This window comes from Cryobacterium sp. Y29 (assembly GCF_002929825.1).
In the GTDB taxonomy this organism is placed as follows: Bacteria; Actinomycetota; Actinomycetes; order Actinomycetales; family Microbacteriaceae; genus Cryobacterium.
The window spans coordinates 129,699-153,716 of sequence record NZ_PJJN01000032.1; the positions used below are offsets into that span (position 1 = coordinate 129,699).

23 protein-coding genes are annotated in these 24,018 nt (G+C 65.2%); 6 read left to right on the forward strand and 17 right to left on the reverse strand.

The genetic code is table 11. The annotated features are described in order from the left end of the window. Positions 1-37: 37 nt before the first annotated feature. From CXY74_RS08595 to CXY74_RS08610, 4 genes are read right to left on the reverse strand one after another with little or no spacing between them, the layout of a single operon-like run. Positions 38-901 carry an aldehyde dehydrogenase gene (locus tag CXY74_RS08595; protein WP_104200055.1) on the reverse strand — a complete coding sequence of 288 codons (864 nt, stop codon included), beginning with the start codon at positions 899-901 and terminating at the stop codon, positions 38-40. Next, positions 898-2,445 (reverse strand): aldehyde dehydrogenase family protein, encoded by a 1,548-nt coding sequence (locus CXY74_RS08600; protein WP_104200056.1) that lies wholly within the window; start codon positions 2,443-2,445, stop codon positions 898-900. Before CXY74_RS08600 ends, CXY74_RS08595 begins: the two co-directional genes overlap by 4 nt. 9 nt (positions 2,446-2,454) lie before the next feature. Next, entirely contained in the window at positions 2,455-3,468 is a 1,014-nt protein-coding gene (gene deoC, locus CXY74_RS08605) for a deoxyribose-phosphate aldolase (protein ID WP_104200057.1), read from the reverse strand. Next, a complete protein-coding gene (locus tag CXY74_RS08610; RefSeq protein WP_104200142.1) occupies positions 3,465-4,421 on the reverse strand; it encodes a sugar-binding transcriptional regulator in 957 nt (318 codons plus the stop codon). Before CXY74_RS08610 ends, deoC begins: the two co-directional genes overlap by 4 nt. A 126-nt stretch (positions 4,422-4,547) precedes the next feature. Between CXY74_RS08610 and CXY74_RS08615 the strand changes: the two genes are divergently transcribed. Then, positions 4,548-5,492 (forward strand): ROK family protein, encoded by a 945-nt coding sequence (locus CXY74_RS08615; RefSeq protein WP_104200058.1) that lies wholly within the window; start codon positions 4,548-4,550, stop codon positions 5,490-5,492. A 6-nt stretch (positions 5,493-5,498) separates the two neighbouring features. Here the strand turns inward: CXY74_RS08615 and CXY74_RS08620 are convergent, their stop codons facing one another. The 6 genes from CXY74_RS08620 to truB form a co-directional block, all read right to left on the reverse strand. Next, complete coding sequence (locus tag CXY74_RS08620) at positions 5,499-6,719, reverse strand: MFS transporter (RefSeq protein WP_104200059.1); 1,221 nt, start codon at positions 6,717-6,719, stop codon at positions 5,499-5,501. A 9-nt stretch (positions 6,720-6,728) separates the two neighbouring features. Continuing rightward, the gene (locus CXY74_RS08625; protein WP_104200060.1) at positions 6,729-7,382 is read right to left on the reverse strand and encodes a ScbR family autoregulator-binding transcription factor; all 654 of its coding nucleotides are present in this window, start codon (positions 7,380-7,382) and stop codon (positions 6,729-6,731) included. Between the two features lie 94 nt (positions 7,383-7,476). Next, on the reverse strand, positions 7,477-8,424 hold the full coding sequence (locus CXY74_RS08630) for a bifunctional riboflavin kinase/FAD synthetase (protein ID WP_104200061.1): 948 nt from the start codon (positions 8,422-8,424) through the stop codon (positions 7,477-7,479). Further along, entirely contained in the window at positions 8,421-8,876 is a 456-nt protein-coding gene (locus CXY74_RS08635) for a hypothetical protein (protein WP_104200062.1), read from the reverse strand. The genes CXY74_RS08630 and CXY74_RS08635 overlap by 4 nt, the downstream gene beginning before the upstream one ends. 60 nt (positions 8,877-8,936) lie before the next feature. Continuing rightward, complete coding sequence (locus CXY74_RS08640; RefSeq protein ID WP_104200063.1) at positions 8,937-9,305, reverse strand: hypothetical protein; 369 nt, start codon at positions 9,303-9,305, stop codon at positions 8,937-8,939. Further along, on the reverse strand, positions 9,302-10,231 hold the full coding sequence (truB, locus tag CXY74_RS08645) for a tRNA pseudouridine(55) synthase TruB (RefSeq protein ID WP_104200064.1): 930 nt from the start codon (positions 10,229-10,231) through the stop codon (positions 9,302-9,304). The genes CXY74_RS08640 and truB overlap by 4 nt, the downstream gene beginning before the upstream one ends. Before the next feature lie 75 nt (positions 10,232-10,306). Here truB and CXY74_RS08650 point away from each other — a divergent pair, with 75 nt between their 5' ends. Beyond that, on the forward strand, positions 10,307-11,299 hold the full coding sequence (locus CXY74_RS08650; RefSeq protein WP_104200065.1) for a ketopantoate reductase family protein: 993 nt from the start codon (positions 10,307-10,309) through the stop codon (positions 11,297-11,299). An 18-nt stretch (positions 11,300-11,317) separates the two neighbouring features. Here the strand turns inward: CXY74_RS08650 and CXY74_RS08655 are convergent, their stop codons facing one another. After that, positions 11,318-11,920: a hypothetical protein gene (locus CXY74_RS08655; RefSeq protein WP_104200066.1), complete on the reverse strand. Its 603-nt coding sequence runs from the start codon at positions 11,918-11,920 to the stop codon at positions 11,318-11,320. A gap of 23 nt (positions 11,921-11,943) precedes the next feature. Here CXY74_RS08655 and CXY74_RS08660 point away from each other — a divergent pair, with 23 nt between their 5' ends. Genes CXY74_RS08660 through CXY74_RS08670 form a run of 3 tightly spaced genes read left to right on the forward strand, consistent with a single transcriptional unit; the run spans position 11,944 to position 14,193 of the window. Further along, the gene (locus CXY74_RS08660; RefSeq protein WP_104200067.1) at positions 11,944-12,840 is read left to right on the forward strand and encodes an A/G-specific adenine glycosylase; all 897 of its coding nucleotides are present in this window, start codon (positions 11,944-11,946) and stop codon (positions 12,838-12,840) included. 31 nt (positions 12,841-12,871) lie between these two features. Next, positions 12,872-13,693 (forward strand): thymidylate synthase, encoded by an 822-nt coding sequence (locus CXY74_RS08665; protein ID WP_233193293.1) that lies wholly within the window; start codon positions 12,872-12,874, stop codon positions 13,691-13,693. Then, positions 13,690-14,193 (forward strand): dihydrofolate reductase, encoded by a 504-nt coding sequence (locus CXY74_RS08670; RefSeq protein ID WP_104200069.1) that lies wholly within the window; start codon positions 13,690-13,692, stop codon positions 14,191-14,193. The genes CXY74_RS08665 and CXY74_RS08670 overlap by 4 nt, the downstream gene beginning before the upstream one ends. Positions 14,194-14,336: 143 nt before the next feature. Here the strand turns inward: CXY74_RS08670 and rbfA are convergent, their stop codons facing one another. From rbfA to ispG, 6 genes are all read right to left on the reverse strand, one after another. Beyond that, on the reverse strand, positions 14,337-14,810 hold the full coding sequence (rbfA, locus tag CXY74_RS08675; protein ID WP_104200070.1) for a 30S ribosome-binding factor RbfA: 474 nt from the start codon (positions 14,808-14,810) through the stop codon (positions 14,337-14,339). Positions 14,811-15,037: 227 nt separating this feature from the next. Continuing rightward, positions 15,038-17,902 carry a translation initiation factor IF-2 gene (gene infB / locus CXY74_RS08680; protein ID WP_104200071.1) on the reverse strand — a complete coding sequence of 955 codons (2,865 nt, stop codon included), beginning with the start codon at positions 17,900-17,902 and terminating at the stop codon, positions 15,038-15,040. A 76-nt stretch (positions 17,903-17,978) separates the two neighbouring features. Beyond that, complete coding sequence (locus CXY74_RS08685; protein WP_104127324.1) at positions 17,979-18,236, reverse strand: YlxR family protein; 258 nt, start codon at positions 18,234-18,236, stop codon at positions 17,979-17,981. 8 nt (positions 18,237-18,244) lie between these two features. Next, on the reverse strand, positions 18,245-19,282 hold the full coding sequence (gene nusA, locus CXY74_RS08690; RefSeq protein WP_104200072.1) for a transcription termination factor NusA: 1,038 nt from the start codon (positions 19,280-19,282) through the stop codon (positions 18,245-18,247). A 183-nt stretch (positions 19,283-19,465) separates the two neighbouring features. Next, a complete protein-coding gene (locus tag CXY74_RS08695) occupies positions 19,466-21,244 on the reverse strand; it encodes a proline--tRNA ligase (protein ID WP_104200073.1) in 1,779 nt (592 codons plus the stop codon). Between the two features lie 123 nt (positions 21,245-21,367). After that, positions 21,368-22,522 carry a flavodoxin-dependent (E)-4-hydroxy-3-methylbut-2-enyl-diphosphate synthase gene (gene ispG / locus CXY74_RS08700; protein WP_199183179.1) on the reverse strand — a complete coding sequence of 385 codons (1,155 nt, stop codon included), beginning with the start codon at positions 22,520-22,522 and terminating at the stop codon, positions 21,368-21,370. A gap of 306 nt (positions 22,523-22,828) precedes the next feature. On the opposite strand from ispG, the gene CXY74_RS08705 reads away from it, so the two are divergent. Further along, on the forward strand, positions 22,829-24,013 hold the full coding sequence (locus tag CXY74_RS08705) for an acetyl-CoA C-acetyltransferase (RefSeq protein ID WP_104200074.1): 1,185 nt from the start codon (positions 22,829-22,831) through the stop codon (positions 24,011-24,013). Positions 24,014-24,018: the final 5 nt, after the last annotated feature.

Sequence of the window (24,018 nt, forward strand, 5' to 3'; positions counted from 1 at the left end):
CTTGGCCCTCGGCTGAGTGTCCTCCCACGCTTTCGCTTTAGAGAATAGCTTTGGTGTGCCAGACCGTTTTCAGTTCGGTGAAGGCGAGGATACGATTCAGCGCCGGCGTGGCGGCATCCGCTCCTGCCTCGGGCGGGAGCACCCGCTTGAGCGTGTCGGCGGCGCTGATCTGCAGCTCCACCCAGTCCAAGTTGCCAGCACCGACGAGGTCGAGGGCGTTGACGTCGGCATGGGTGGCCAGCCACGGCGCGATCTCGGCCGGCGAACCGGTCACGATGTTGACGACACCGCCGGGCACGTCGCTCGTAGCGAGCACTTCGCCCAGGCTGATCGCCGACAGCGGAGCGTGCTCGTTGGCGACGACGACGACGGTGTTGCCGGCGACGAGGGCTGGCGCGATCGCGCTGACCAGGCCGAGCAGCGATTCGGTGCCCTGTGGCGCGATGATCGCGACGACACCCGTCGGCTCGGGTACGGAAAGGTTGAAGAACGGGCCGGAAACCGGGTTGGCGTTGCCGGCGACCTGCACGTATTTGTCGGCCCAGCCGGCGTACCAGACCCAGCGATCGATAGCCTCGTCGACCTGAGCGCTCGCGACGGCGGCGTTGACGCCCTCGCTGCTCTCGATCTCGTCGATGAATTGGTTCCGGCGGCCCTCAAGCAGTTCGGCGATGCGATACAGCACCTGGCCGCGGTTGTAGGCCGTGGCGCCGGCCCACCCACCGAGCGCACTCCGGGCGGCGACGACCGCGTCACGGGCATCCTTGCGGCTGCCCTTGGCTGCATTGGCGAGAAAGTCGCCTGTGTGCGAGAGCACCTCGTAGACGCGGCCGGATTCGCTGCGCGGAAACTTGCCGCCGATGTAGAGCTTGTACGTTTTAGGAATGGCGAGGCGGTTCACTTGGCGGCCTTCTCTGCGGATACGGACTTCTTGCCGGCGGATGCGGACTTCTTGGTAACGGACGGTGTTCGGTGGTCGGCGGCGATGATCGACCGCGAGCCGCTGCGCACGGCGGGTTTCAGGTAGGCGGCGAGGCCGTGGCGGCCACCTTCGCGGCCATAGCCGCTTTCCTTGTAGCCGCCGAAGGGGCTCGACGGGTCGAACTGGTTGAAGGTGTTCGCCCACACCACGCCGGCACGCAGCTTGTCGGCGACGGCGAGGATGCGGCTGCCCTTGTCACTCCAGATTCCGGCGGAAAGACCGTAGGGGGTGTTATTGGCCTTTGCGACGGCCTCGGCCGGGGTACGGAAGGTGAGCACGGAGAGCACCGGTCCGAAGATCTCGTCACGGGCGATGCGGTGGCTGGTAGACACGTTGGTGAAGATGGTTGGCGCGAACCAGAAACCGTTCGCCGGAATTTCGCAGTCGGCGCTCCAACGTTCGGCGCCCTCCTGCTCGCCCAGATCGGACAGTTCCCGAATGCGCGCGAGCTGTTCGGCGCTGTTGATGGCGCCGATATCGGTGTTCTTATCGAGCGGGTCACCCAACCGCAGCGTCTGCATGCGGCGCTTGAGCCGGTCGATGACGTCGTCGTGGATGCTTTCCTGCACGAGCAGGCGACTGCCGGCGCAGCAGACATGGCCCTGGTTGAAGAAGATGCCGCGCACGATTCCCTCAACGGCCTGGTCGATCGGGGCGTCATCGAAAACAATGTTGGCGCCTTTGCCGCCAAGTTCGAGGCTGAGCTTTTTGTCGGTTCCAGCGATCGAACGGGCAATGGCCCGACCGACCGAGGTCGAACCGGTGAACGCGACCTTGTTGACGCCGGGGTGGTTGACGAGAGTCGCTCCCGTGCTTCCGTCGCCGGTGATGATGTTCACGACACCGGCCGGCAGGTCGGCCTGCTGCAGGATCTCGGCGAACAGGAGCGCGGTGAGGGAGGTCGTTTCGGCGGGCTTGAGCACGACGGTGTTGCCAGCGGCAAGCGCCGGGGCGATCTTCCAGGCCAGCATCATGAGCGGGAAATTCCACGGGATGACCTGAGCGGCGACGCCGAGGGACGCCGGGTTCGGTCCCACTCCGGCGTGGTCGAGCTTGTCCGCCCAGCCGGCGTAGTAGAAGAACCAGGCAGCGACGAGGGGGATGTCGACGTCGCGGGTTTCCTTGATCGGCTTGCCGTTGTCGAGTGTTTCCGCGACGGCCAGTTCGCGGGCGCGTTCCTGCACCAGTCGGGCGATGCGAAACAGGTACTTGCCCCGGTCGCTGCCGGACAGGCGGGACCAGACACCGTCGTAGGCGTGACGGGCGGCCGAAACGGCAGCGTCGACATCCGTTTCGTTGGCGGTGGCGATCATCGCGATCTGCTGTTCGGTGGCCGGGTTGATTGTGTGAAACGGGGTTCCGCGACCGGCGGTGAACGCGCCGTTGATGAACAGGCCGTAGTCGCTTTTGAGGTTCAGCAGGGCCTGGGATTCGGGGGCGGGGGCGTAGTCGAGAAATTTCATGGTCGTTCCCTAATCGATCGTCACGTAGTCGGGGCCGGAATAGTGCCCGGTCGTCATCTTCTGGCGCTGCAGCAGCACGTCGTTCAGCAGGCTGGAGGCGCCGAACCGGAACAGGCGCGGACTGAGCCACTCCTCCCCCACCGTCTCGGCGACCGTCACGAGGTATTTGATAGCGTCCTTGGAGGTGCGGATACCACCGGCGGGCTTCACGCCGATGCGCACACCGGTGAGGCGGTGCCAGTCCCGCACAACCTCGAGCATCGACAGCGTCACGGGCAGCGTCGCGGCTGGGGCGACCTTGCCGGTGGAGGTCTTGATGAAGTCTCCGCCGGCCAGAATGGCCAGCCAAGAGGCTCGACGCACGTTGTCGTAGGTGTTCAGTTCGCCGGTTTCGAGAATCACCTTGAGGTGAGCCATCGACCCGTCGGCGCGGCGGCAGGCCTCTTTCACGGCGACGATCTCGTCGTAGACCTGGCCGAACCGGCCGGCCAGAAACGCTCCACGGTCAATGACCATGTCGATCTCGTCAGCGCCGGCCGCGACCGCCTCGCGCACATCGGCGAGCTTGATCGCGAGGGAGGCGCGGCCGCTCGGAAACGCGGTGGCGACGGCGGCAACGTTGACACCGTCGGTTCCGCCGGCCGCATGGGCTGAGCCGAGCGCCGAGACGGCTGAACCGACCATGTCACCGTAGACGCAGACCGCTGCGACGCGGGGTGTACCCGGGTCGCCCGGGTCGGGCACGAGGGCCTTGGCCACGAGCGAGCGCACCTTGCCGGGGGTGTCGGCGCCCTCGAGGGTGGTGAGGTCGATCAGGCCGATGATGGTGTCGATCGCCCAGCGTTTGGAACTGGTCTTGATCGAACGGGTGCCGAGGTCGGCGGCGCGGGCTTCGAGGCCGACGGCGTCGATTCCCGGGATTCCGTGCAGGTACCGGCGCAGGTTGGCATCGGTGGCCTCCCCACCGATCAACGCGAGGGCACGCTGGTCAGGCTGGTAGGTGGCCAGAGGGCTGTTGGTCATAGGGTGTCCTTTTCCTGGAGCAAAGCGTTCGCGGTGTCTTCGTCGGTCACCAGCACGGTGCACAACCCGTTGCGCACGACGGCGCGGGCGATGGCATGCTTATCGTTTCCCGAAATGACCGCGATGGTGAGCGGGGCACGGCGCAACTGGTCGATCTGAATACCGACCGTTCGTTCATTGAGTTCAGGGTCGACGATGCGGCCGTTCGCATCGATATAGCGGCCGACGACGTCGCCGACGGCACCGCGCGAGACGAGGTCATCGATCTGTTCCACGGTCAGGAAACCGCTGTCGACGAGAGCGGAATTCGCATCTGCTTGCCCGGCACTGAAGAGGTAGGCCTGCGCGTTGCGGCCCAGGGCGAGTACCCCGGCGACGGCGCGGTCCGCTTCCATCGCCTGCTTGGTTTCGAGGCGTTCGAAGACGGCGGGGCTTGGCAGCAGGGTGGCCGAGCCATCGGCCTTGTGAGCGATGGTCACGGCAGTGGATGCTGCGGTGCCGGTGCGTTGGTTCAGGCTGACGCCACCGTTGATCTGAACCACGTTCACGCCCGGCGCCCAGCCCTGCTTCAGGTGCAAGGACACGTCGTGCAGGGTACGACCCCAGCTGATACCGAGGGTGCGCGGGATCGGGCGCAGGCTCGTGAGAAAGTCTGCGGCGGCCTGCGCGGTACGCGACTGCAGTTCGGCTTCGCTCGACACCCCCGCGGAGGAAACGACGATCGCATCGGTGAGGCCGGTCGATTCACGGAGGCGCCGTTCGATCGGCAGGCGGCGGGCGCGCGGGTGCACGATCTCGATGCGGATGAACCCGTTTGCCCTGGCGCTTGCCAGCAACCGGCCGACCTTCCAGCGGGTCAGGCGCAGAATCACACCGATCTCGTCCTGGGTCTGGTTCTCTTCGTAGTAAAGCTCGGCGGCACGAATAGAGAGGAGTTCGTCGGTATCGCTCATGTCGCTGTCGCGGTCCAATCGTTTGACTCCAGCCTACGTCGACCCGCCGCGCGAATCAACAGTCGTGGGGATTGTTGCTCACATGAGCAAATACCGGGCCGGGATCGCGACCAGTACGATCAACACATGAGCACCAGTGCAGCGTCCCGGTTCGTTCTCGCCGTCGATGTCGGGGGTACCAAGGTTGAGTCCGCCCTCATCGACGACCACGGCCTGGTGTTCACACCCAGCCGGCACCGCGCGGCGACCGGGTCGAGCGCTTCGAGCGAACAACTCGCCGTCGCTGTCACGAATGCGGTCACTCAGACCCGCTTGAGCCTGCCCACCGGTGCGGCCCTGGTCGGAGTTGGCATCGGCTGTGCCGGGCCGATTCACCTTCAGCAGGGGGCGGTGTCACCGTTGAACCTGCCGGTCTGGCGCGAGTATCCCCTGAAAGATCGAGTCGCCGCGCTCGTTCCCGATCTGCCGGTGCGCCTGCGTATGGACGGGCTCTGCATCACACTCGCCGAACACTGGGTGGGAGCGGGAAAGGGCGTCGACAACCTGATGGGCATGATCGTTTCGACCGGCATCGGCGGCGGCCTGATTCTCGGTGGCGTCACCGTGTCGGGACCAACCGGGAATGCCGGCCACATCGGCCACATCGAGGTCGGCGGCTTTGACGATCCCTGCGCCTGCGGTGGAATCGGCTGCATCGAGGCGATCGCCTCAGGGCCGAAGACCGTCGCCTGGGCACGGACGCAGGGATTCAAGGGCGAGTCGGGAGAAGATCTCGCGGCGGCCTACTCGACCGCCGATCCGATTGCGATCGCCGCCGTAACGCGCAGCGGCCGGGCACTCGGTCACGCCATTGCGTCCGCCGCGACGCTGCTCGATCTCGACGTGGTCACTATCGGTGGCGGCTTCGCCAACGTCACCCCCGACCTGCTCGATTTCGCACGGGAAACGATCGCGCGGCGGGTGCAGTTCGCCTACGCGACCCGGGTGCGAGTGGTACCGTCAGCGCTGTCCGGCGACGGCCCGCTGATCGGCGCCGCAGCACTCATCCACCGTGCCCATCTCGTGCCGTGATGGCGATCAGCGAGTGAGCGTCAAGTCGTCCTCCAGCATGCGCGGACGCCCGATCACCCTGCCGGCGATGACGATGGCCAGCGCGGTCGTCAACAAGAAAATGAGCGGCCAGGTCCACCCGCCGCTGAGTTCATGCAGCAGACCAAAGACCAGCGGCCCGAGCGCTCCCAGGGTGTAGCCGATGCTCTGTACGAAGCTGCTGAGGGCCACTGCGCCGGCGTGAGTGCGGGTGCGCAGGTTGATCAGCACGAGTGCGAGGGGAAAGAACAATGGCCCGAGCCCGGCGAGACTGACCCAGAGCCAGGTCAGGGTTTCCGGTGCGAACAACAGCCCGAGGTCACCGGCGACGAACGCGAACACACCGACGTAGACGAGCGGCCCGACGTTGGTCATGCGGGCGGTGAGGACTGGAATGATCAGTGCGCACGGAATGCCCATGCTGGCATAGAGCGCCAGGAGCGTTCCGGCCTGGGCAGGACTCACGCCGGCGGTGTCGACGAGTAGCTGCGGCAGCCAGGCGAACATCGAGTAGGCATTGAGCGACGAGACCGCGAACGCGCCCGCGAGGGCCCAGGCAATCGACGACTTCCAGAGGCGCCCGAGAATGGTGGCGTCGGCCTCCTCGATGTTCGCGTCCGGCGTTCGCCCACGATGCCGCACCAGCATGGTGATCCAAGGCACCAGGGCGAGTAGGGCGAGGAGCATCCACATGCCGAGCGAGATGCGCCAGCCGGCGGCATCCGCTACCGGAACTGCAATCAGTGGCGGTACCAGGGTGCTCAGGGAGACCACGGTGACATAGAGGCTCGTCACGAGCCCAACCTGGTCGGGAAAGTACTTCTTGACCAGCGGAGGCAGCAGCACGTTTCCGATGCCGAGCCCGGCGAAAGCGATGACGCTGCCGATGATGAGCATGGTGATCGAGCCGGACAGGCCGCGGGTGACATGACCGAGCAGAATCGCCACGAGGGCGAGTACGAGTGGTACTTCGAGGCCGTGGCGACGGGTGATTATGGGGGTGAAGATGCCGAACAGGGCGAAGCACACCGGTGGGAGCATGCCGAGTACCCCGAGCGACACCGCGCCGAGGGAAATGTCGACGTTGATTTCGGCCACGATCGGCGAGAGGGCGGCGACGGCGGTGCGCAGGTTTGCCGCGACCAGGATGATGCCCAGGAGAGCGAGGCTGCGTCCGGGCCACAGTCGGCGGGACACGGCGGTATTCACTCGGTTAGTCTACGGCCGATCCGCGGCGCGCTGCCGCTGCACGTCGGCAGCCAGATTCTTCAGGTCATCCCAGCGCCCGGGGGCAACGAGTCCGGGCAATAGCAACGCCCACATCTCGGTCAGTCGCTGGTCGATGTCCCCACGCCGAGTCAGCACGTCCGAGACAACCTGCACCCCCGTGAAACCGGCGGTGCAAAACCGTGCCGCGGCCGATACATCGATCGTTGGCGCTACATCTCCGTCGGCGATCCCCCGACGCAAAAATTCCTCGCAGGCGACCATCCAGTCCCGGTAAGGCGCAGACACCGGCGTCGAGAAGTTCACGGCCTCGATGGTCAGGCGTACACCGGCGCTGACGACCTGGTCATCGCGCAGTTGGCGAGCCAGCTCGTAGGACATGGAAACGAGCGCACGCAGGCCGGGCATGTTGTTCTCAAGCAGCTGACGACCGGCATCGACCGATTTCTCGTGCTGAGCCGTGATTATGGCGACCGCGAGGGCTTCCTTGGAATCGAAGTGAAAGTACAGTGCTCCCTTGGTCACGCCCGCGGCAGCGCTCACCTGCGCGAGCGACGTGCTCCCATACCCGCGCTGCTCGAAGGCTTCCGCGGCGCCGCGAATGATCGCCGCCCGCGTTTCTATCGCTCGTGCTTGTTGCTGCATGGAACCCCCAGGAAAATATTGGTCTGCCCAGCGTACCCGGGCAAACTGGCCTCGATGGATTGCCCTCCGAAACCGGTGCCGCCCACGGTGGTGACTAACCGAGGCTTTCGCGGCCCAGAATTAACCGCACCCGCACAACGTCATCGCGGATCTGCGCGATCAGCGGATCGATGCCCGAGTAAGCGACCATGCCGCGAATCCGTTCCACGAACGATACCTCCACGACGTGGTCATACAGGTCTAGATCGACCTCGTCCAGCACGTAGGCTTCGACCTGCTTCTGGGCCACTCCATCGAAGGTGGGATTATTGCCTACCGAAATGGCTGCCGGGTAGCGCGATCCGGCATCCGTCAGCCAGCCGGCATAGACGCCATCGGCAGGGATCAGGCCGTCGGAGTCGGCCGACAGGTTGGCAGTGGGAAAGCCCAGCTCGCGGCCGCGCGCGGCACCGTGCACGACGACTCCGCGCACGGTGGGCAGGTGGCCGAGCAACCGGCCGGCCTCGGTCACCGCGCCGCTGCCGAGCAGCTCGCGGATCCAGGTAGATGACACTCGGCGTTGCCCGTCGGGCTTCACATCGTCGATCAGAGCCACCTCGTAGCCGAACTCGGTGCCGAGGTCACGGAGCAGGGCAATATCGCCCGCACCGCCGGTACCGAAGCGAAAGTCACGACCGACCAGCACAAACCGGGCGTGCAGCGCGGTGACCAGAATGCGTTCGATGAATTCGCGCGGGGGAAGGCTGGAGAGAGCGTGGTTGAACTCGAGCAACAACGTCGCATCGACCTCGGTCTCGGCGATCAAGTCGAGTTTCTGCTGGGCGCTGACCAGCGTGCTCGGGCAGGTGGCTGGAGAGAGCAGGGCGAGCGGATGCCGGTCAAACGTGACAACGACGGTCGCAAGTTGTTTCCGGTCGGCGATGGCCTTGAGCTCGGCGATCACGGCCCGGTGCCCGGTGTGCACGCCGTCGAACTTTCCGATGCTGACGGCCGAGGCGGGCCAGTCGTTTGGTACCGAGTCGATACCGTACAGGGTTTTCATGCGCGACTCTCGGTGACTGCCGGGCCGGCGGCCACCGACACCGGGTGGCGTCTGAGCCACCACATGCCCAGAAGTGGCAGCACGAGGGGAACGAAACCATAGCCCTGACCGAAGACCGACCAGACCGTTTTATGCTGGAACAGCGCGGGGTCGACCAGGCTCAACGTTCCCACGACGAGCACGCCGAGCAGTTCGAAGCTGATGGTGATCCAGGCAATGCGATACCAGCGGCGGCTGCGCTTGATCAGTGCAACCGTTGCGGCGACGTAGACGACAGCGGCGAGGGCCGACAGCGAGTACGCGAGCGGGGCGTTTTCAAACTCGGAGGCAATCTGAACAAATGAACGCCCCGTGGCGGCGAGGGCCAGCACCCCGTAGACAGCAATGAGGAGTCGCCCAATGCCGCTCACTCGGTGGGATGGGGAGGGCATTTCAGCGTCGGATTGTGTCATTGCTCGGCATTCATCTGGTTCGACAATTATTGCAGCATCCGCAGCGAACCCGAAACCGCGTCAGCTGCCCTGCACGTTCCAGATCTGGTTCATGCGGTAGATCATGACGGCGACCGACAGGCATGTCACCCCGAGAATGACCGTGCTCCAGCGGCTACGTTCCACCAGCGCCCAGAATCCGGCCACGACCGGCAGCAGCATGGCGCTGACCAGGTAGGTGTAGAACTCGAGCAGGCTGCCGGTGGCGTCGTTGCCAGCCAGCGGCGCCGCGATTGCGGCCGCGAGCTGCACGATCAACAACAACTCGACGAGTGCGGTCGCGCCCATGGTGAGGTCGGTGGGTTTGCGCCCGGCGAGGCCGAGGACGACACAGAGCAGCCCGCCGGGCACGGCGATGGCCAGTTGCAGCCAGGTGAACCATTCGATCATGGGGTCGGTGTCGATTCGCTGGCGTCTGATGCGTCGGGTTTATCCGGCGCGAAGTTGAGCAGCACCTTGGCCTGATCACCACGATATTCGATCAGTCCGACCAGTCGGCCGTCGGGAGCGATCGCGGCGACCGGTCCGGTGCGGGTGGGGTCTCTCTCGATGGTGATGCGCTTGCCGTGGCCGAGGTCGATGGCCTCTTCTGTCGACAGGTCGAGGCGTGGGAGCAGACGGGTGGCGGCATCCGCTGGCGAAATGAGCTGCGCGACGACATCGATCCGCTCGAGGGTGGCGGCGTTTTCGATTCGAAACGGGCCGATGCGGGTGCGGCGGAGCGCGGTGAGGTGTCCGCCGACGCCGAGCGCGCTGCCCAGGTCACGTGCCAGGGCGCGAATGTAGGTGCCAGAAGCGCACACGACGCGAACCTCGAGGTCGAGAAAACCGTCTCCGTGCGTGCTGGAACGCAGTTCGAACTCGCTCACGGTAACCGGTCGAGACGGTAATTGCACGTCTTCGCCCGCGCGCACTCGGGCGTAGGCGCGTTTGCCGTCGACCTTGATGGCGCTGACCGCGCTCGGCTGCTGGCTGATCTCACCGGTGAGGTCCGCGATTCCGGCCGCGACGGCCGCGGCACTGATAGCGGAGACCTGCTCGTCAGTCGCTCGGGTGAGTTCGTCGCCCTCTGCATCATCCGTTGTGGTGGACTGGCCGAGGCGGATGGTCGCGAGGTATTCCTTGTCGAGGCCGACGACATACGTGAGCAGCCGGGTCGAACTGTCGACGCCGAGTACCAGCAGCCCGGTGGCCATGGGGTCGAGAGTACCGGCGTGGCCTACCTTGCGTGTGCCGGCGAGACGCCGGGTCCTGGCGACAGCGTCATGGCTGGTCCAGCCCTGCGCCTTATCAATGAGTAAAAGGCCGCTGGTCACTAGCTGAGGTTATCAGCGTGGGACTGGGGGCATGGTGCGAATCGGCTGCCAGCCCCGGCCCGTAGTATATGAGCCGTGAGAATCGCGGTGATCGGTGCTGGTGCCCTGGGCAGTACGTTCGCCTGCCTGCTCGCTGAGCAGGGGCACGATCTGGTCGTGACCATGCGCGGGGCCTCGCTGCCAGCGGTGCTGGCCGACGGTATCCATGTGACGGGCGGCTACGGTGATCGGTTCGCCCGGCCGCTGGCCGTTGAACGCTTGGTCGAACCGTGTGACCTCGCGCTGATCTGCACCAAGGCACAGGATGCTGCGGCGGCGATTGCTGAGAATGCCGCAGCGCTGGACGGAACCCCCGTGCTCGTCGTACAGAACGGACTGGACGGGGTCACCACCGCCGAAAGGCTGCTGCCGCGGTCAGAATGTTTCGGACTGATCACGATCATTGCCGCCCACTATGAAGGGCCGGGCCGGGTTCGAGTGACGACGGCGGCGCCGAGCTATCTTGGGCGAGGCGACGGCCCGGTCGATGCGGCGACCCGGCGCTGGCAGCTGGTTCTTGACGCCGCTGTACCCACCCTCGCCCTCGATAACTTCGTCGGCGCCCAGTGGACCAAGCTCGTCGTCAATATGCTCAACGCCCTGCCTGCCATCACCGGGCTCAGCGTGCAGGAGGTGATCGGGCAGGCGGACCTTCGCCGGTTGATGACCCGGAGCATGCGCGAAACCGTGCGGGTAGGCCTCGCCAGCGGGGTTCGGTTTCACACGTTGCAGGGACTGTCGCACCGGCGGCTGCGTGCCTTTGCGGTTGCGCCGCTCTGGGCCGGCCAGGTGCTGCCGCTGTCGATGCGCGCACGTATGGGCAAGGTGGCAAACCAGGGTTCGACCTTGCAGAGCCTCGCGCGCGGCCAACGCACCGAGATCGATTTTCTGAACGGAGCGGTGGTGCAAGCCGCAGCTGAAGCGGGCGTGGCCGCGCCGGTGAACGCGCTGCTGACCAAACTCGTGCACGAGGTCGAGCGCAGCGGTCGGTTCCTGACCCCGACCGAGGTTCGGGCCCGGCACTGGTAAGCACTCAGCCGCAACCGGTCAGCAGCGATCCGTCAGCACGCGGCGCGGAACAGCCGGGTCGGTCGTGTCGACCACAGCCGACACGACGTCCCGCGGATGCACTTCGGCGTGGTACCGCAGATCAGAAGCGTTTACCGCTGCGCCTTCCAGCAGCACGCTGTACAGCCAAAGTCCGTGTAGTTCGGGCCGGTTGATGTAGTCACCGTCGATGATCAGGATGGCGTCGGCGGGAGCGGTCTGCCAGGTCGGTTGAATCCAGGTATCCCGATCGGGGTCGAACTCTTCGGTGACGAAGCCGGTGCTGCCGCCCATGCGAAAGGGCTCGACGAGCACCCGGCGAAGCGCTGAGTAGTCGTAGCCGACTCGGTAGCGATGGTCCGGTGTGTCGGGCGCTAAACGCAGCTGTTCGGCACGGGAGTGCTGGAAGTAGCGCAGGCTGGCCCGGAATACGTGCAGTTCATCTTCCCGGAACACCGCGGCCAGGTCATCACCGAAGGCGGTACGACCACCGGCATCCGGCCCGTCGATGGCAATGATGGTGCGGCCGCGGCCGTAGTTGTGCAGGATCTCGGCGGCGAGGGTGCGCAGAAATTCGATGCGCGGTGTGGAAACCAGCTTCATGAATCGAGCCTAGGTTAGAACGGATGAACGTCACACCTTTGATTCCCGCCACGGACGGCGTCAGCGCCGCGCTCAATGCGTGGTTCGTCGCGAACGCCCGCGACCTGCCATGGCGGCGGGACGGCTTCGGGGCCTGGGGCATTCTGGTGAGTGAGTTCATGCTGCAGCAGACTCCGGTGAACCGAGTCATTCCGCGGCTCGAGGAGTGGCTGGCGCGCTGGCCCACGCCGGCTGCGCTGGCCGCGGTGCCGCCGAGCGAGGCGGTGCGGGCCTGGTCCAGCCTCGGCTACCCGAGGCGCGCGCTCTGGTTGCATGCCGCAGCGGTGCAGATCACCGAACTGCACGGGGGTGTCGTACCCTCCGACATCGACGAACTACTGGCCCTGACCGGCATCGGTGACTACACCGCGCGAGCGGTGGCCGCGTTTGCGTATGGCCATCGGCATCCGGTGGTCGACACGAACACACGACGGGTGATCGCCCGTGCGATCGTCGGAGCGGGCGAGCCTTCGCCGCCCAATCGTGGCCGCGACCTTGATGCGATGAGCGAGTTGCTACCACAGAGCGTGCAGGAAGCGGCGCTGTTCAACGCCGCGATCATGGAACTCGGCGCGGTGGTCTGCACCAGCCGCAGCCCCCACTGCGAGGTATGCCCAATTCGGAATGAATGTGCCTGGCGAGCCGCCGACTACCCCGAGTACACCGGTGCCCGCAAAACGGTGCAAAAGAAGTTCGCGGGCAGCGACCGGCAGGTGCGTGGCTTGATCATGGCCGAGCTGCGCTCCACTCACCGGTCGGTGACGGATGCCGAGATCAACACACTGTGGCCGGATCCGTCGCAACTGCAGCGCGCACTGGCCAGTCTCGTGGCCGACGGTCTGGCCATACCGGTGCACGATGGCTACACCCTGCCGGACTAGCCGTCCCGGCTTCGCCGCGTACGATTGAATGGTGACCGTAACCACTTCTTTTGCTGCCGATGCCCAGTATTCAACGCTTCTTCGCGATACCCTCCAGAACGGCGCTCGCAAGGCCGACCGCACCGGAACCGGAACCCGCAGCGTGTTCGGCCGCCAGTTGCGCTTCGACCTGGCCGACGGTTTTCCGCTCGTGACCACCAAACGAGTGCACTTCGCGTCGATCGCTTACGAACTTCTCTGGTTTTTGCGCGGCGATTCCAACGTCACCTGGCTGCAGGAAAAGGGCGTGCGCATCTGGAACGAATGGGCCGATGAAAACGGCGAACTCGGCCCGGTCTACGGGGTGCAGTGGCGCTCCTGGCCCGCCCCCGACGGAGAGACCATCGACCAGATCAGCGACGTGCTCAACACCCTGCGCACCGACCCGGACTCGCGGCGCATGATCGTCTCGAGTTGGAATGTAGCCGACCTCTCGAAAATGGCGCTCGCTCCCTGCCACGCCCTGTTCCAGTTCTACGTCGCCGACGGCAAGCTTTCCTGCCAGCTGTACCAGCGCAGCGCCGATCTTTTTCTCGGGGTACCGTTCAATATCGCCAGCTACGCCCTGCTCACCCAACTCGTTGCCGAACAGGCCGGCCTCGAGCTCGGCGAGTTCGTCTGGACCGGTGGGGACTGCCACATCTACGACAACCACGTCGAGCAGGTCAACGAACAGCTCTCCCGCACGCCGTTTCCCTCCCCCCGGCTGCGCATCAAGCCGGGTCGCGCCAGCTTGTTCGACTACGAATTCGACGACCTCGTCCTCGAGAATTACCAGCATCATCCCGCCATCAAGGGCGCGGTCGCGGTATGAAACTGGGCCTGATCTGGGCGCAGACGGTCACTGGCGTCATCGGGGCTGACGGAGTCCTGCCCTGGCACCTGCCGGAAGACCTCGCCCATTTTCGTACCGTAACCCGGGGAGGCGCCGTCATTATGGGACGACGCACCTGGGCTTCGCTTCCAGAGCGTTTTCGTCCCCTGCCGGGGCGGCAGAACGTCGTGATCACCCGGCAGCGGGGCTGGGCCGCGGCGGGAGCATCCATTGCGCACAGTCTTGACGACGCCCTCGCGCATACCGTGGGGCCGGTCTGGGTGATTGGTGGCGCCGAAATCTTTCGGCTGGCCCTGCCCCAGGCCGACACCCTCGAGGTGACCGAGATCAACGCCTCGATCGCCGGTGACACTCTCGCGCCTACCCTCGACGCTGCCTGGACCCTCGTCAAGACAGAGCCCGCGAACGGATGGCTCAGCTCCAGTACGGCGCTCCCCTACCGTTTCACCCGCTACGAGCGGTCCCCCGGCATCCGCTAGCCGGCCGCAGTGTGCAGCGGCGCCTCAGTCGGACGGGGCCCGGGCCCGGAACGCGGGCCCAGTTTATAGCCTGGGCCCGGGGACGGGGCCCGGGCCCCGTCCCGAGTGAGGTGGGGCGGAGTGAGGAGGTGGGGCGGGGTGCGCTAGTGCTTCGCGGTGCTCTCGGCGCCAGGCTCGTCGTCTTCTTCGAGGTCGTATTCGCGCGGCTTCTTGTACGGATCAGCGTCGCCGGCATACGTCGCCGTGCCCTTTTCGTCTTCGGTCGCGGTATCGCGGTCGTGCGCTTCGCGCAACAGGTCATCGATCAAGGCCGCGTTTTCGGGGATGCCATCGGCGATGAATTCAATAGACGGCGTGAGCCTCGCGGTGATGTTCTTGCCGACTTCGCTGCGCATGAGGCCGGTTGCGGCCTTCAGAGCGGCTGCGCTGTCGGTGCGCTCCTCGATCGAACCATACACGGTGTAGAACACCGAGGCGTGCTGGAGATCCCCGGTGACTTTCACGTCGGTGATAGTCACGAACCCGAGCCTTGGGTCGCGCAGGCCACGTTCCAGCCGCTTGGCGATGATGACCTTAATGCGGTCCGCCATCTTTCTGGCGCGTTCCGGATCTGCCATGATTCACTCCTTATTAGCGGGCGCCGATGCGCCCGGTCTTCCTAAACTTTTTTCTCCGCCACAGGATGACGGACATCCGCCTACCAATTGAGTGACCGAGCGGAATTTCCCACTAAATGGGAATCGGGGTACGGGCCTCGCTCTTTCCGTTGAGTAGGAAATCATGAAGACTCGACCCCAAAAGGGGTCGAACTCGCAAAAACCAAGTCCGACCCCCAAAACCAACGCTAGACGCGCGGCTTCTCCTTCATTTCGATGGTCTCGATCTCATCGCCAATTCGGATGTCGTTGAACTTGCCCAGTCCGATACCACACTCGAAGTCCGTGCGGACCTCGGTGACATCGTCCTTGAAGCGACGCAGCGACTCGATGCCCAGGTTGTCCCCCACCACGATGCCCTCGCGAATAACGCGAGCCTTGGCATTTCGGGTGATGGTACCGGAGCGCACGATGACACCGGCGACGTTTCCGAACTTCGACGAGCTGAAGACCTCGCGAATTTCGGCGACACCACTCTGGATCTCTTCGTACTCGGGCTTGAGCATTCCCTTGAGGGAATTCTCGATGTCCTCGAGGGCGGAGTAGATGACGGAGTAGAACCGCACGTCGACGCCTTCGCGAGCGGCACGCTCGCGGGCCTTCGTGTCGGGGCGAACGTTGAACCCGATGATGATGGCGTTGTCGACGGTGGCGAGGTTGACGTCGCTCTCCGTGACCGCACCGACACCGCGGTGGATGATGCGCAGCTGAACCGAATCGTCGACCTCGATCTTGAGCAGCGACTCTTCCAGGGCTTCAACGGCACCGGAAACGTCACCCTTGATGATGAGGTTGAGCGACTCGACCTTGCCCTCTTCGAGGGCACGGGTGAAGTCTTCGAGGCTGATGCGCTTGCGGGCCTTGGCCAGCAGGGCGTTGCGCTCGGCGGCTTCACGCTTCTCAGCGATCTGACGGGCGGTGCGGTCTTCCTCGATGACGAGGAAGGTGTCACCGGCGCGCGGGACGCTCGAGAGACCCTGCACCTGGACCGCGCGGGACGGAGTGGCGGCGAGAACGGCGACACCGTTTTCGTCGGCCATCGCACGAACGCGGCCGTAGGCCGTTCCGGCGACGATGGAGTCTCCAACGTGGAGCGTTCCGGACTGGATGAGCACGGTTGCCACCGCGCCGCGGCCCTTGTCGAGGCGAGCCTCGATGGCGACACCACGGGCATCCTTGTTCGGGTTGGAGCGCATGTCGAGTCCGGCATCGGCGACCAGGAGCACGGCGTCAAGAATTTCCTGGATACCGGTCTTGTTCTTGGCCGACACGTCGACGAACATGACGTCTCCGCCGTACTCTTCCGCGACGAGGCCGAATTCGGTGAGCTGCTGACGCACCTTCTGCGGGTTCGCGCCGGGCTTGTCGATCTTGTTCACAGCGACCACGATCGGAACGTTGGCGGCCTGGGCGTGGTTGAGCGCCTCAATGGTCTGGGGCATGATGCCGTCATCGGCAGCGACTACGAGAATGGCGATGTCGGTGACCTGCGCGCCACGGGCACGCATGGCGGTGAACGCCTCGTGGCCCGGTGTGTCAATGAAGGTCAGCGCACGGTCGATACCCTCGTGCTCGGTGATGATCTGGTACGCACCGATGTGCTGCGTGATTCCACCAGCTTCACCCTCAGCGACCTTGGCGTTACGGATCGCGTCCAGGAGCGCGGTCTTACCGTGGTCGACGTGACCCATGACGGTGACGACGGGAGGACGAATCTCGAGGTCTTCGTCGGTTTCGTCTTCGAGTTCCTGGTCGATGTCGATGTCGAACGCGAGCAGCAGCTCACGGTCTTCGTCATCGGGAGAGACCATCTGAATCTTGTAGCCAAGCTCACTGCCGAGCACATCGAACGTCGCCTCGTCAAGGGACTCTGTAGCCGTAGCCATTTCACCGAGGTGGAACAGTACGGTAACGAGGTTTCCAGGACTCGCGTCAATCTTGTCGGCGAAGTCCGTGATGGACGCTCCGCGACGGAGACGAACAACGGTTCCACCGTCGCCGCGGGGTACGGATACTCCACCCAGCGACGGGGCCTCGCGCAGCTCGAACTCTGCTCTCTTCGTGCGCTTGGACTTGCGCGCCTTGTTCTTGCCGCCACCGCGTCCGAAGGCACCAGCAGTGCCACCGCCGGGGCCGCGACCGCGACCGGCTCCACCGCCACCACCGGCAGGGCGAGGCGGGCCGAAGCCGGGGGCTCCGGCAGGAGCGCCGGGACGAGTGAATCCGGGGCGTGCTGCGCCGGCTCCGCCCGGGGCGCCACCAGGACGCTGGAAAGCGCCTGGCCGCTGGCCGAACCCGGTCGGTCGAGCGGCCTGACCGGGTCCGCCGGGGCGCGGAGCGCCGGGACGAGGTGCCGGCGGGCGCGGAATGTTGCTTGGGGTAGGTGTCGCGGGACGCTGGCCCATGCCTTGCGCACTCGCGAACGGGTTGTTACCCGGACGCGGCGGCTGGGTCGGACGCTGGCCCATGCCCTGGTTGCTGGCGAACGGGTTGTTACCCGGACGTGCTGCTCCGGGACGAGGCATACCGGGCTTGACCGGCGTAGCCGATCCTTCCGGAGTTTTCGCTTTGGGGGTCTCGGTGCCGGGCTTGTCAGCGGCGTCAGCCGCGGCGGCCTGGTCGGCAGCGGCGACTTTCTGGGCAGCTTCAGCTTTCTGGGCGGCCTGCGCCTGGCGCTCGGCCACGGTCAGCGGCGCGACCGGAAGGGGCGCGGCATCCGCTGCCGGGACAGACTCGACAACGACCGGGGCTACCGGTTCAGCAACGGGCTTGGGGCCGGGACGAGCACCCGGCTTGGCGCCGTGGCTCGGGCGAGCAGGCGTTGCCGTAGTGGTAGCACCGGCGACAGCACCAGTCGCCTGCACGGGTGTTGCAGCCTTAGCAGCGGCACTTTCCGACTCGAGAGCGGCGCGAAGGCGACGCGCTACCGGCGGTTCAACACTGGAAGACGGTCCCTTGACGAACTCGCCCATTTCTTTCAATTTAGCAAGGGCTACCTTGCTGTCGACTCCGAGCTCGGTAGCGATCTCGTGTACGCGTGGTTTCGCAGCCACAATTCTCCTGTTCCGGGCCTGCACCCGGAAAGGGGCAGGCCGTTAGTAACGGACGGGTCTCATTTCGAGCCGCTCATTAGTTATCCATAAGCCAATTCAGCCTGTTCTCTAGTTGTTTCGCGTCCAGTGACCTGGTCACACGAAAGGCACGCCCGAAAGCGTGTCGCCTTACGGCATCCTGAAAGCACGAGTGGCGGGCATGCAGCCACGCACCTCTACCGGGGATTGTGGCGGTTTCATCCACCACAATTTCTGATTTCCCAGCAACGATCCGCAAAAGTGAGGATCGAGGGGCGCGCGAACGGCAGCCAATACACGTTCTAACGGGTTCCATCGTACCCCCTATTCGGCATCCTCCAGAATGCTGTCCGGCTGGATGTCGATTTTCGCACCGGTCAGCTTGGCCGCGAGACGGGCATTCTGACCCTCCTTGCCGATCGCAAGGGACAGCTGGTAGTCGGGCACGAGGGCACGCACAGCCTTGATCGACTCGTCGATCACGTAGGCGCTGGTGACCTTGGCCGGCGACAGGGCGCTCGCGACGAAGGTCGCGAGGTCGGGCGAGAAGTCGACGATGTCGATCTTCTCGTTGTTGAGCTCAACGGTCACGGCGCGTACGCGCTGGCCGAGCTCACCGATGCAGGCACCCTTGGCGTTGACGCCGGGCTCCGTGGCGCGCACGGCGATCTTGGTGCGGTGTCCGGCTTCACGAGCGAGCGAGACGATCTCGACGACTCCGCTCGCGATCTCGGGCACCTCGAGAGCGAACAGCTTGCGCACGAGCGAGGGATGGGTGCGCGACACGGTGATCTGCGGGCCTTTGAGTCCGCGACCGACGGCCGTGACGAACACGCGAATGCGCGCGCCGTGCACGTAGCTCTCGGTAGGAACCTGCTCCTCGGGGGGCATGATCGCTTCGATCGTGCCGAGATCGACGTGGATCATTCGGGGGTTCGGTCCCTGCTGAATGATTCCGGCGATGATGTCACCCTCGCGACCCTTGAATTCACCGAGCACAGCATCGTCGGCCAGGTCGCGCAGACGCTGGTTGATGACCTGCTTGGCGGCGAAGGCTGCGATACGCCCGAAGTCGGTCGGGTTGTCGACGGCTTCGCCGACGACGTTGCCCTCGTCATCGTGCTCGGGAACGTAGATGTCGACGTGCCCGGTCTTGCGGTCGAGAACGACGCGCGCTTCGGGAGCTACCTGGATGTCATGCTTGGCATCGGCAATTTTCGAAGCTTCAAGCTTCGTCACATCTTGCTGGATGTGCTTGCCATAGGCAATCAGAATCGCCTGTTCAATGATGTGCACGAGTTCCTCAAAGGGAATCTCTTTTTCGCGCTCCAGTAGCCGCAAAACACTGAGGTCGATGTCCATGGCCGGCCTCCTCTATTCAGATCTTGCCGCCGCGAAACCGCGCAGCGGGCTGAAGTCAACGGTACCCGAATCTGCGGCGTCCCGTCACCCACTCCCCCCGCGCCCGGTCGGTGGGGCGGGTTCGCTGCAGAGCGGATGCTGCCGGCTCAGCCAGCCGGCAGCATCCGCTCGCGATGCGGTCGATCAGGCGAAGTGCTGGGCGAAGTGCGTTGCGACGTCGGTGACGTCGACCTGCTCGCGGTCGCCGGTACGGCGGTTCCACAGCTCGACGATGCCGTCAGCTGCGCCTCGGCCGACGATGACGATCCACGGCACGCCGATGAGTTCGGCGTCACCGAACTTGACGCCGGGTGAGACCTTGCGGCGGTCGTCGTAGAGCACGTCGCGGCCGGTGGCCTCGATCGCGGCGACGACGGCCTCCGCGGTGTCGAAGACGATCTCGTCCCGGCCGGTGGCGATCACGTGTACGTCGAACGGGGTGACCGATTCGGGCCAGATCAGGCCCTTTGTGTCGTTGTTGAGTTCGGCGATGACCGCGAGGATGCGGGTGACGCCGATGCCGTATGAACCCATCGTAACCGTGACCAGCTTGCCGTTTTCGTCGAGAACCTTGAGGCCGAGTACCTCGGCGTACTTGCGGCCGAGCTGGAACACGTGCCCGATTTCCATACCGCGAATGAGTTCGACCGGGCCGGAGCCGTCGGGCGCAAGGTCGCCGGCGCGCACATCGGAGGCTTCGACCACATCGTCGATGGCGAAGTCGCGGCCGGCGACGAGACCGAACACGTGGCGGCCCGCTTCGTTGGCGCCGGTGATCCACTCAGTGCCAGAGACCACGCGCGGGTCGACCAGAAAACGGATGCCGGTGGTCGACGCTGTGCCGAGTACGGCGCCCTGCGCAGCACCCCATGGGCCGATGTAACCCTTGACCAGACCGGGGTTCTTAGCGAAGTCGCCCTCGTTGGCGGCCTCAACCTCGGCCGGCGCGAACGCCACCTCGACGCGTTTGAGGTCGACCTCGCGGTCGCCGGGAACGCCGATCGCGATGAGTTCACGCGTGCCGTCCAGGCTGGTGAGCGCGAGCACGACGTTCTTGAGCGTGTCGCTTGCCGTCCACTCCCGGCCATCGAGGCGGGGGTGTTCGGCGTTGGCCTTGTCGACCAGTGTCTGGATAGTCGGGGTGTTGGGGGTGTCGAAGACCTGCGCGGCGGGCAGCGCGGTGAAATCCTTGTCGGCCGGCACGAGGGTACGGAACGCCTCGATGTTGGCCGCGTAACCGCCGGCACTGCGCACGAAGGTGTCTTCGCCGACGAGGGTGGGGTGCAGGAACTCTTCGCTCTTGGAGCCACCCATCGCGCCGGCATCCGCTTGCACGATCTCGTAATCGAGGCCGAAACGGGTGAAGATGCGCTCATAGGCATCGCGCTGCAGCTGGTAGCTGACGTCGAGGCCGGCGTCGGTGTAGTCGAAGGAGTACGCGTCTTTCATGGTGAACTCGCGGCCGCGCAGCAATCCGCCCCGCGAGCGTGCCTCATCGCGGTACTTATCCTGAATCTGGTAAATCGCCAGCGGCAGGTCTTTGTAGCTGCCGTACAGGTCTTTCACCAGCAGCGCGAAGACCTCTTCGTGGGTCGGCGCCAGCAGCATGTCGGAGCCCTTGCGGTCTTTCAGGCGAAAAATCCCCTCGCCGTATTCGTCCCAGCGGCCGGTCACCTCGTAGGGTTCGCGCGGAAGCAGGGCCGGAAAGTGTACCTCGTGCGCACCAGCGGCGGTCATCTCCTCACGGATGATGCGCTCCACTTTGGCTTTCACCCGCAGTCCGAGCGGCAGCCAGGCAAAAATACCCGGAGCCTGTCGACGGATGTAGCCGGCCCGCACGAGCAGGCGGTGGCTGGTCACCTCGGCGTCGGATGGGTCTTCGCGGAGAGTACGGAGGAAGTAGTTGGAGAGACGTGTAGGCACCCGTCTACCTTACGCGGGCGTCGCCATCCGCTCCGTACGTTCGCTGCGTACGTTCGCTCTCCTCCGCGCAACAGCGTCTTTGTGACGTTACTGACGAATCCGCTCGCCTCGAGATTGGACCTGCTACTTCGCGCCGACAGACACCGTGGGGCTGCCGAGGTCGGCGGCAGGCATCTCCGCGGCGAGACGGTTGGCCTCTTCGATGAGCGTGGCCACGATCTCGGATTCGGGCACGGTCTTGATGACCTCGCCGCGCACAAAGATCTGCCCCTTGCCGTTACCGCTTGCCACGCCGAGGTCGGCCTCACGTGCCTCCCCCGGTCCGTTGACGACGCAACCCATGACCGCGACACGCAGCGGCACGGTCATGCCCTCGAGTCCGTCGGTGACATCGTTGGCGAGCTTGTAAACATCCACCTGCGCCCGGCCGCAGCTCGGGCAGGAGACGATCTCCAGCTTGCGTTCGCGCAGGTTGAGCGATTGCAGAATCTGCAGGCCCACCTTGATCTCCTCGACCGGCGGGGCGCTCAGGGACACGCGGATGGTGTCGCCAATGCCCTCGCCGAGCAAGATGCCGAATGCTGTTGCGCTCTTGATCGTGCCCTGGAAGCTCGGGCCAGCCTCGGTGACGCCGAGGTGCAAGGGCCAGTCGCCACGTTCAGCGAGCAAACGGTAGGCCTTGACCATGATCACCGGGTCGTTGTGCTTGACCGAGATTTTGAAGTCGTGAAAGTCGTGTTCCTCGAAGAGGCTCGCCTCCCAGACGGCGCTCTCGACGAGCGCCTCAGGGGTAGCCTTACCGTATTTTTGCATGAGGCTCGGCTCGAGCGATCCGGCGTTGACGCCGATGCGCAGGCTCACGCCCGCCGCCTTCGCGGCAGCAGCGATCTTGCCGACCTGGTCATCGAACTTGCGGATGTTGCCGGGGTTGACCCGCACGGCAGCGCAGCCAGCGTCGATTGCGGCGAAGACATAGTTTGGCTGAAAGTGGATATCCGCGATCACCGGAATCTGGCTCTTCTTCGCGATGATCGGCAGCGCCTCGGCGTCGTCGCGGGTCGGTACCGCCACGCGCACGATATCGCAGCCGGTTGCCGTGAGTTCGGCGATCTGCTGGAGCGTTGCATTGATGTTCGTCGTCGGAGTCGTCGTCATCGATTGCACGCTCACTTGAGCATTGCCACCGACCAGGACCTTTCCGACCTTGATCTGACGGGATTTACGTCTGGGAGCGAGTACCTCAGGTACTTTGGGCATCCCCAAGTTGATTGCAGCCACGGACCCAGCTTAGTTGTCGCAGTGTGCGCCAAGCTGAATGCCGCCCCCTCATCCTCGCCCTGCTGCCGTGCACGCCACTGGCCAGAGAACAGGTCTCCGCCGACACCGGGGCTGGGAACGGCCGGCACTCGTGACTCGTCGTGTCCACACGTCGTACACTGCGTGCACTGCCGCCGTGCGGGTTGGCCAATTCCAGCAATCCAAGGTTTTGCGATGGCGCAGTCCAGAGTTTTCTGAAGATATCTGCGGCGCACCCCAATATGCTGGGAAGGTGGTATGTAGCATCTCATTGACAAAGGAGTCCCGATGACCGAAACCGACGTCGTAATCCTGGCCGGATCCCGCACCCCGCAGGGTCGCGTGAACGGACAACTCTCGTCTCTCACCGCCGTTGACCTCGGCGCCGCCGCCATCCAAGGGGCCCTCGCCCGGGCCGGAGTAGCTCCGGAGCAGGTCGACTTCGTGCTCATGGGGCAGGTACTTCAAGCCGGCTGCGGGCAGAACCCGGCTCGGCAGTCCAGCGTGGCTGCCGGCATCCCCTGGAACGTGCCGGCCATGACGCTCAACAAGGTCTGCCTGTCCGGCTTGGCCGCCGTGATCGACGCCGCCCGGCTGGTGCGGCTCGGCGAAGCGGAAGTCGTCGTGGCCGGTGGCCAGGAATCCATGTCGCGCGCTCCCCACCTGCTGCCCGGCGCACGTCAAGGCTGGGCCTACGGAACCGTATCGGCCCTCGATCACGCCGCCCACGACGGGCTCACCGACGCATTCGACGGCCTCTCGATGGGACTCTCGACCGAGCGCGCCAACGTTGAACTTGGCCAGACCCGGCTCGAGCAGGACGAAATCGCCGCCGCCTCGCACCAGCGGGCCGCCGCGGCCGCAGCCCATGACGTTTTTCACGACGAGATCACGCCCATCAGCGTGCCGCAGCGTAAGGGCGAGCCGCTCGTGATCAGCACCGACGAGGGAGTGCGTGCCGAGAGCACAACCGAGACGCTCGGCCGATTGCGCCCGGCATTCGACCCGGCGGGAAGCATCACCGCCGGCAACGCTGCACCATTGAGCGACGGCGCGAGCGCGATCGTCGTGACCAGCCGCGCCTGGGCCGAGAAGCACGGCCTGCCCTGGCTGGCCGTGATTGAGGCCAACGGCCAGGTCGCTGGCCCCGACAACTCCCTGCACTCCCAACCGGCCAACGCGATCACGCATGCACTCTCTCGCCAGGGCTGGACCGTGGCGGACCTCGACGTAATCGAGATCAACGAGGCCTTCGCCTCGGTCGTGGCGCAGTCGTCGAAGGTGCTCGGGGTGAGCGCCGACGAGGTGAACATTCACGGCGGTGGCATCGCGATCGGTCATCCCATCGGGTCGAGCGGCGGGCGCATTGCCCTGCATGCCGCGCTCGAGCTGGCGCGTCGCGGCACCGGCAAGGCCGCCGTGGCCCTGTGCGGCGGCGGCGGCCAGGGCGAAGCGCTGCTACTGTCGCGGTAGCGCTC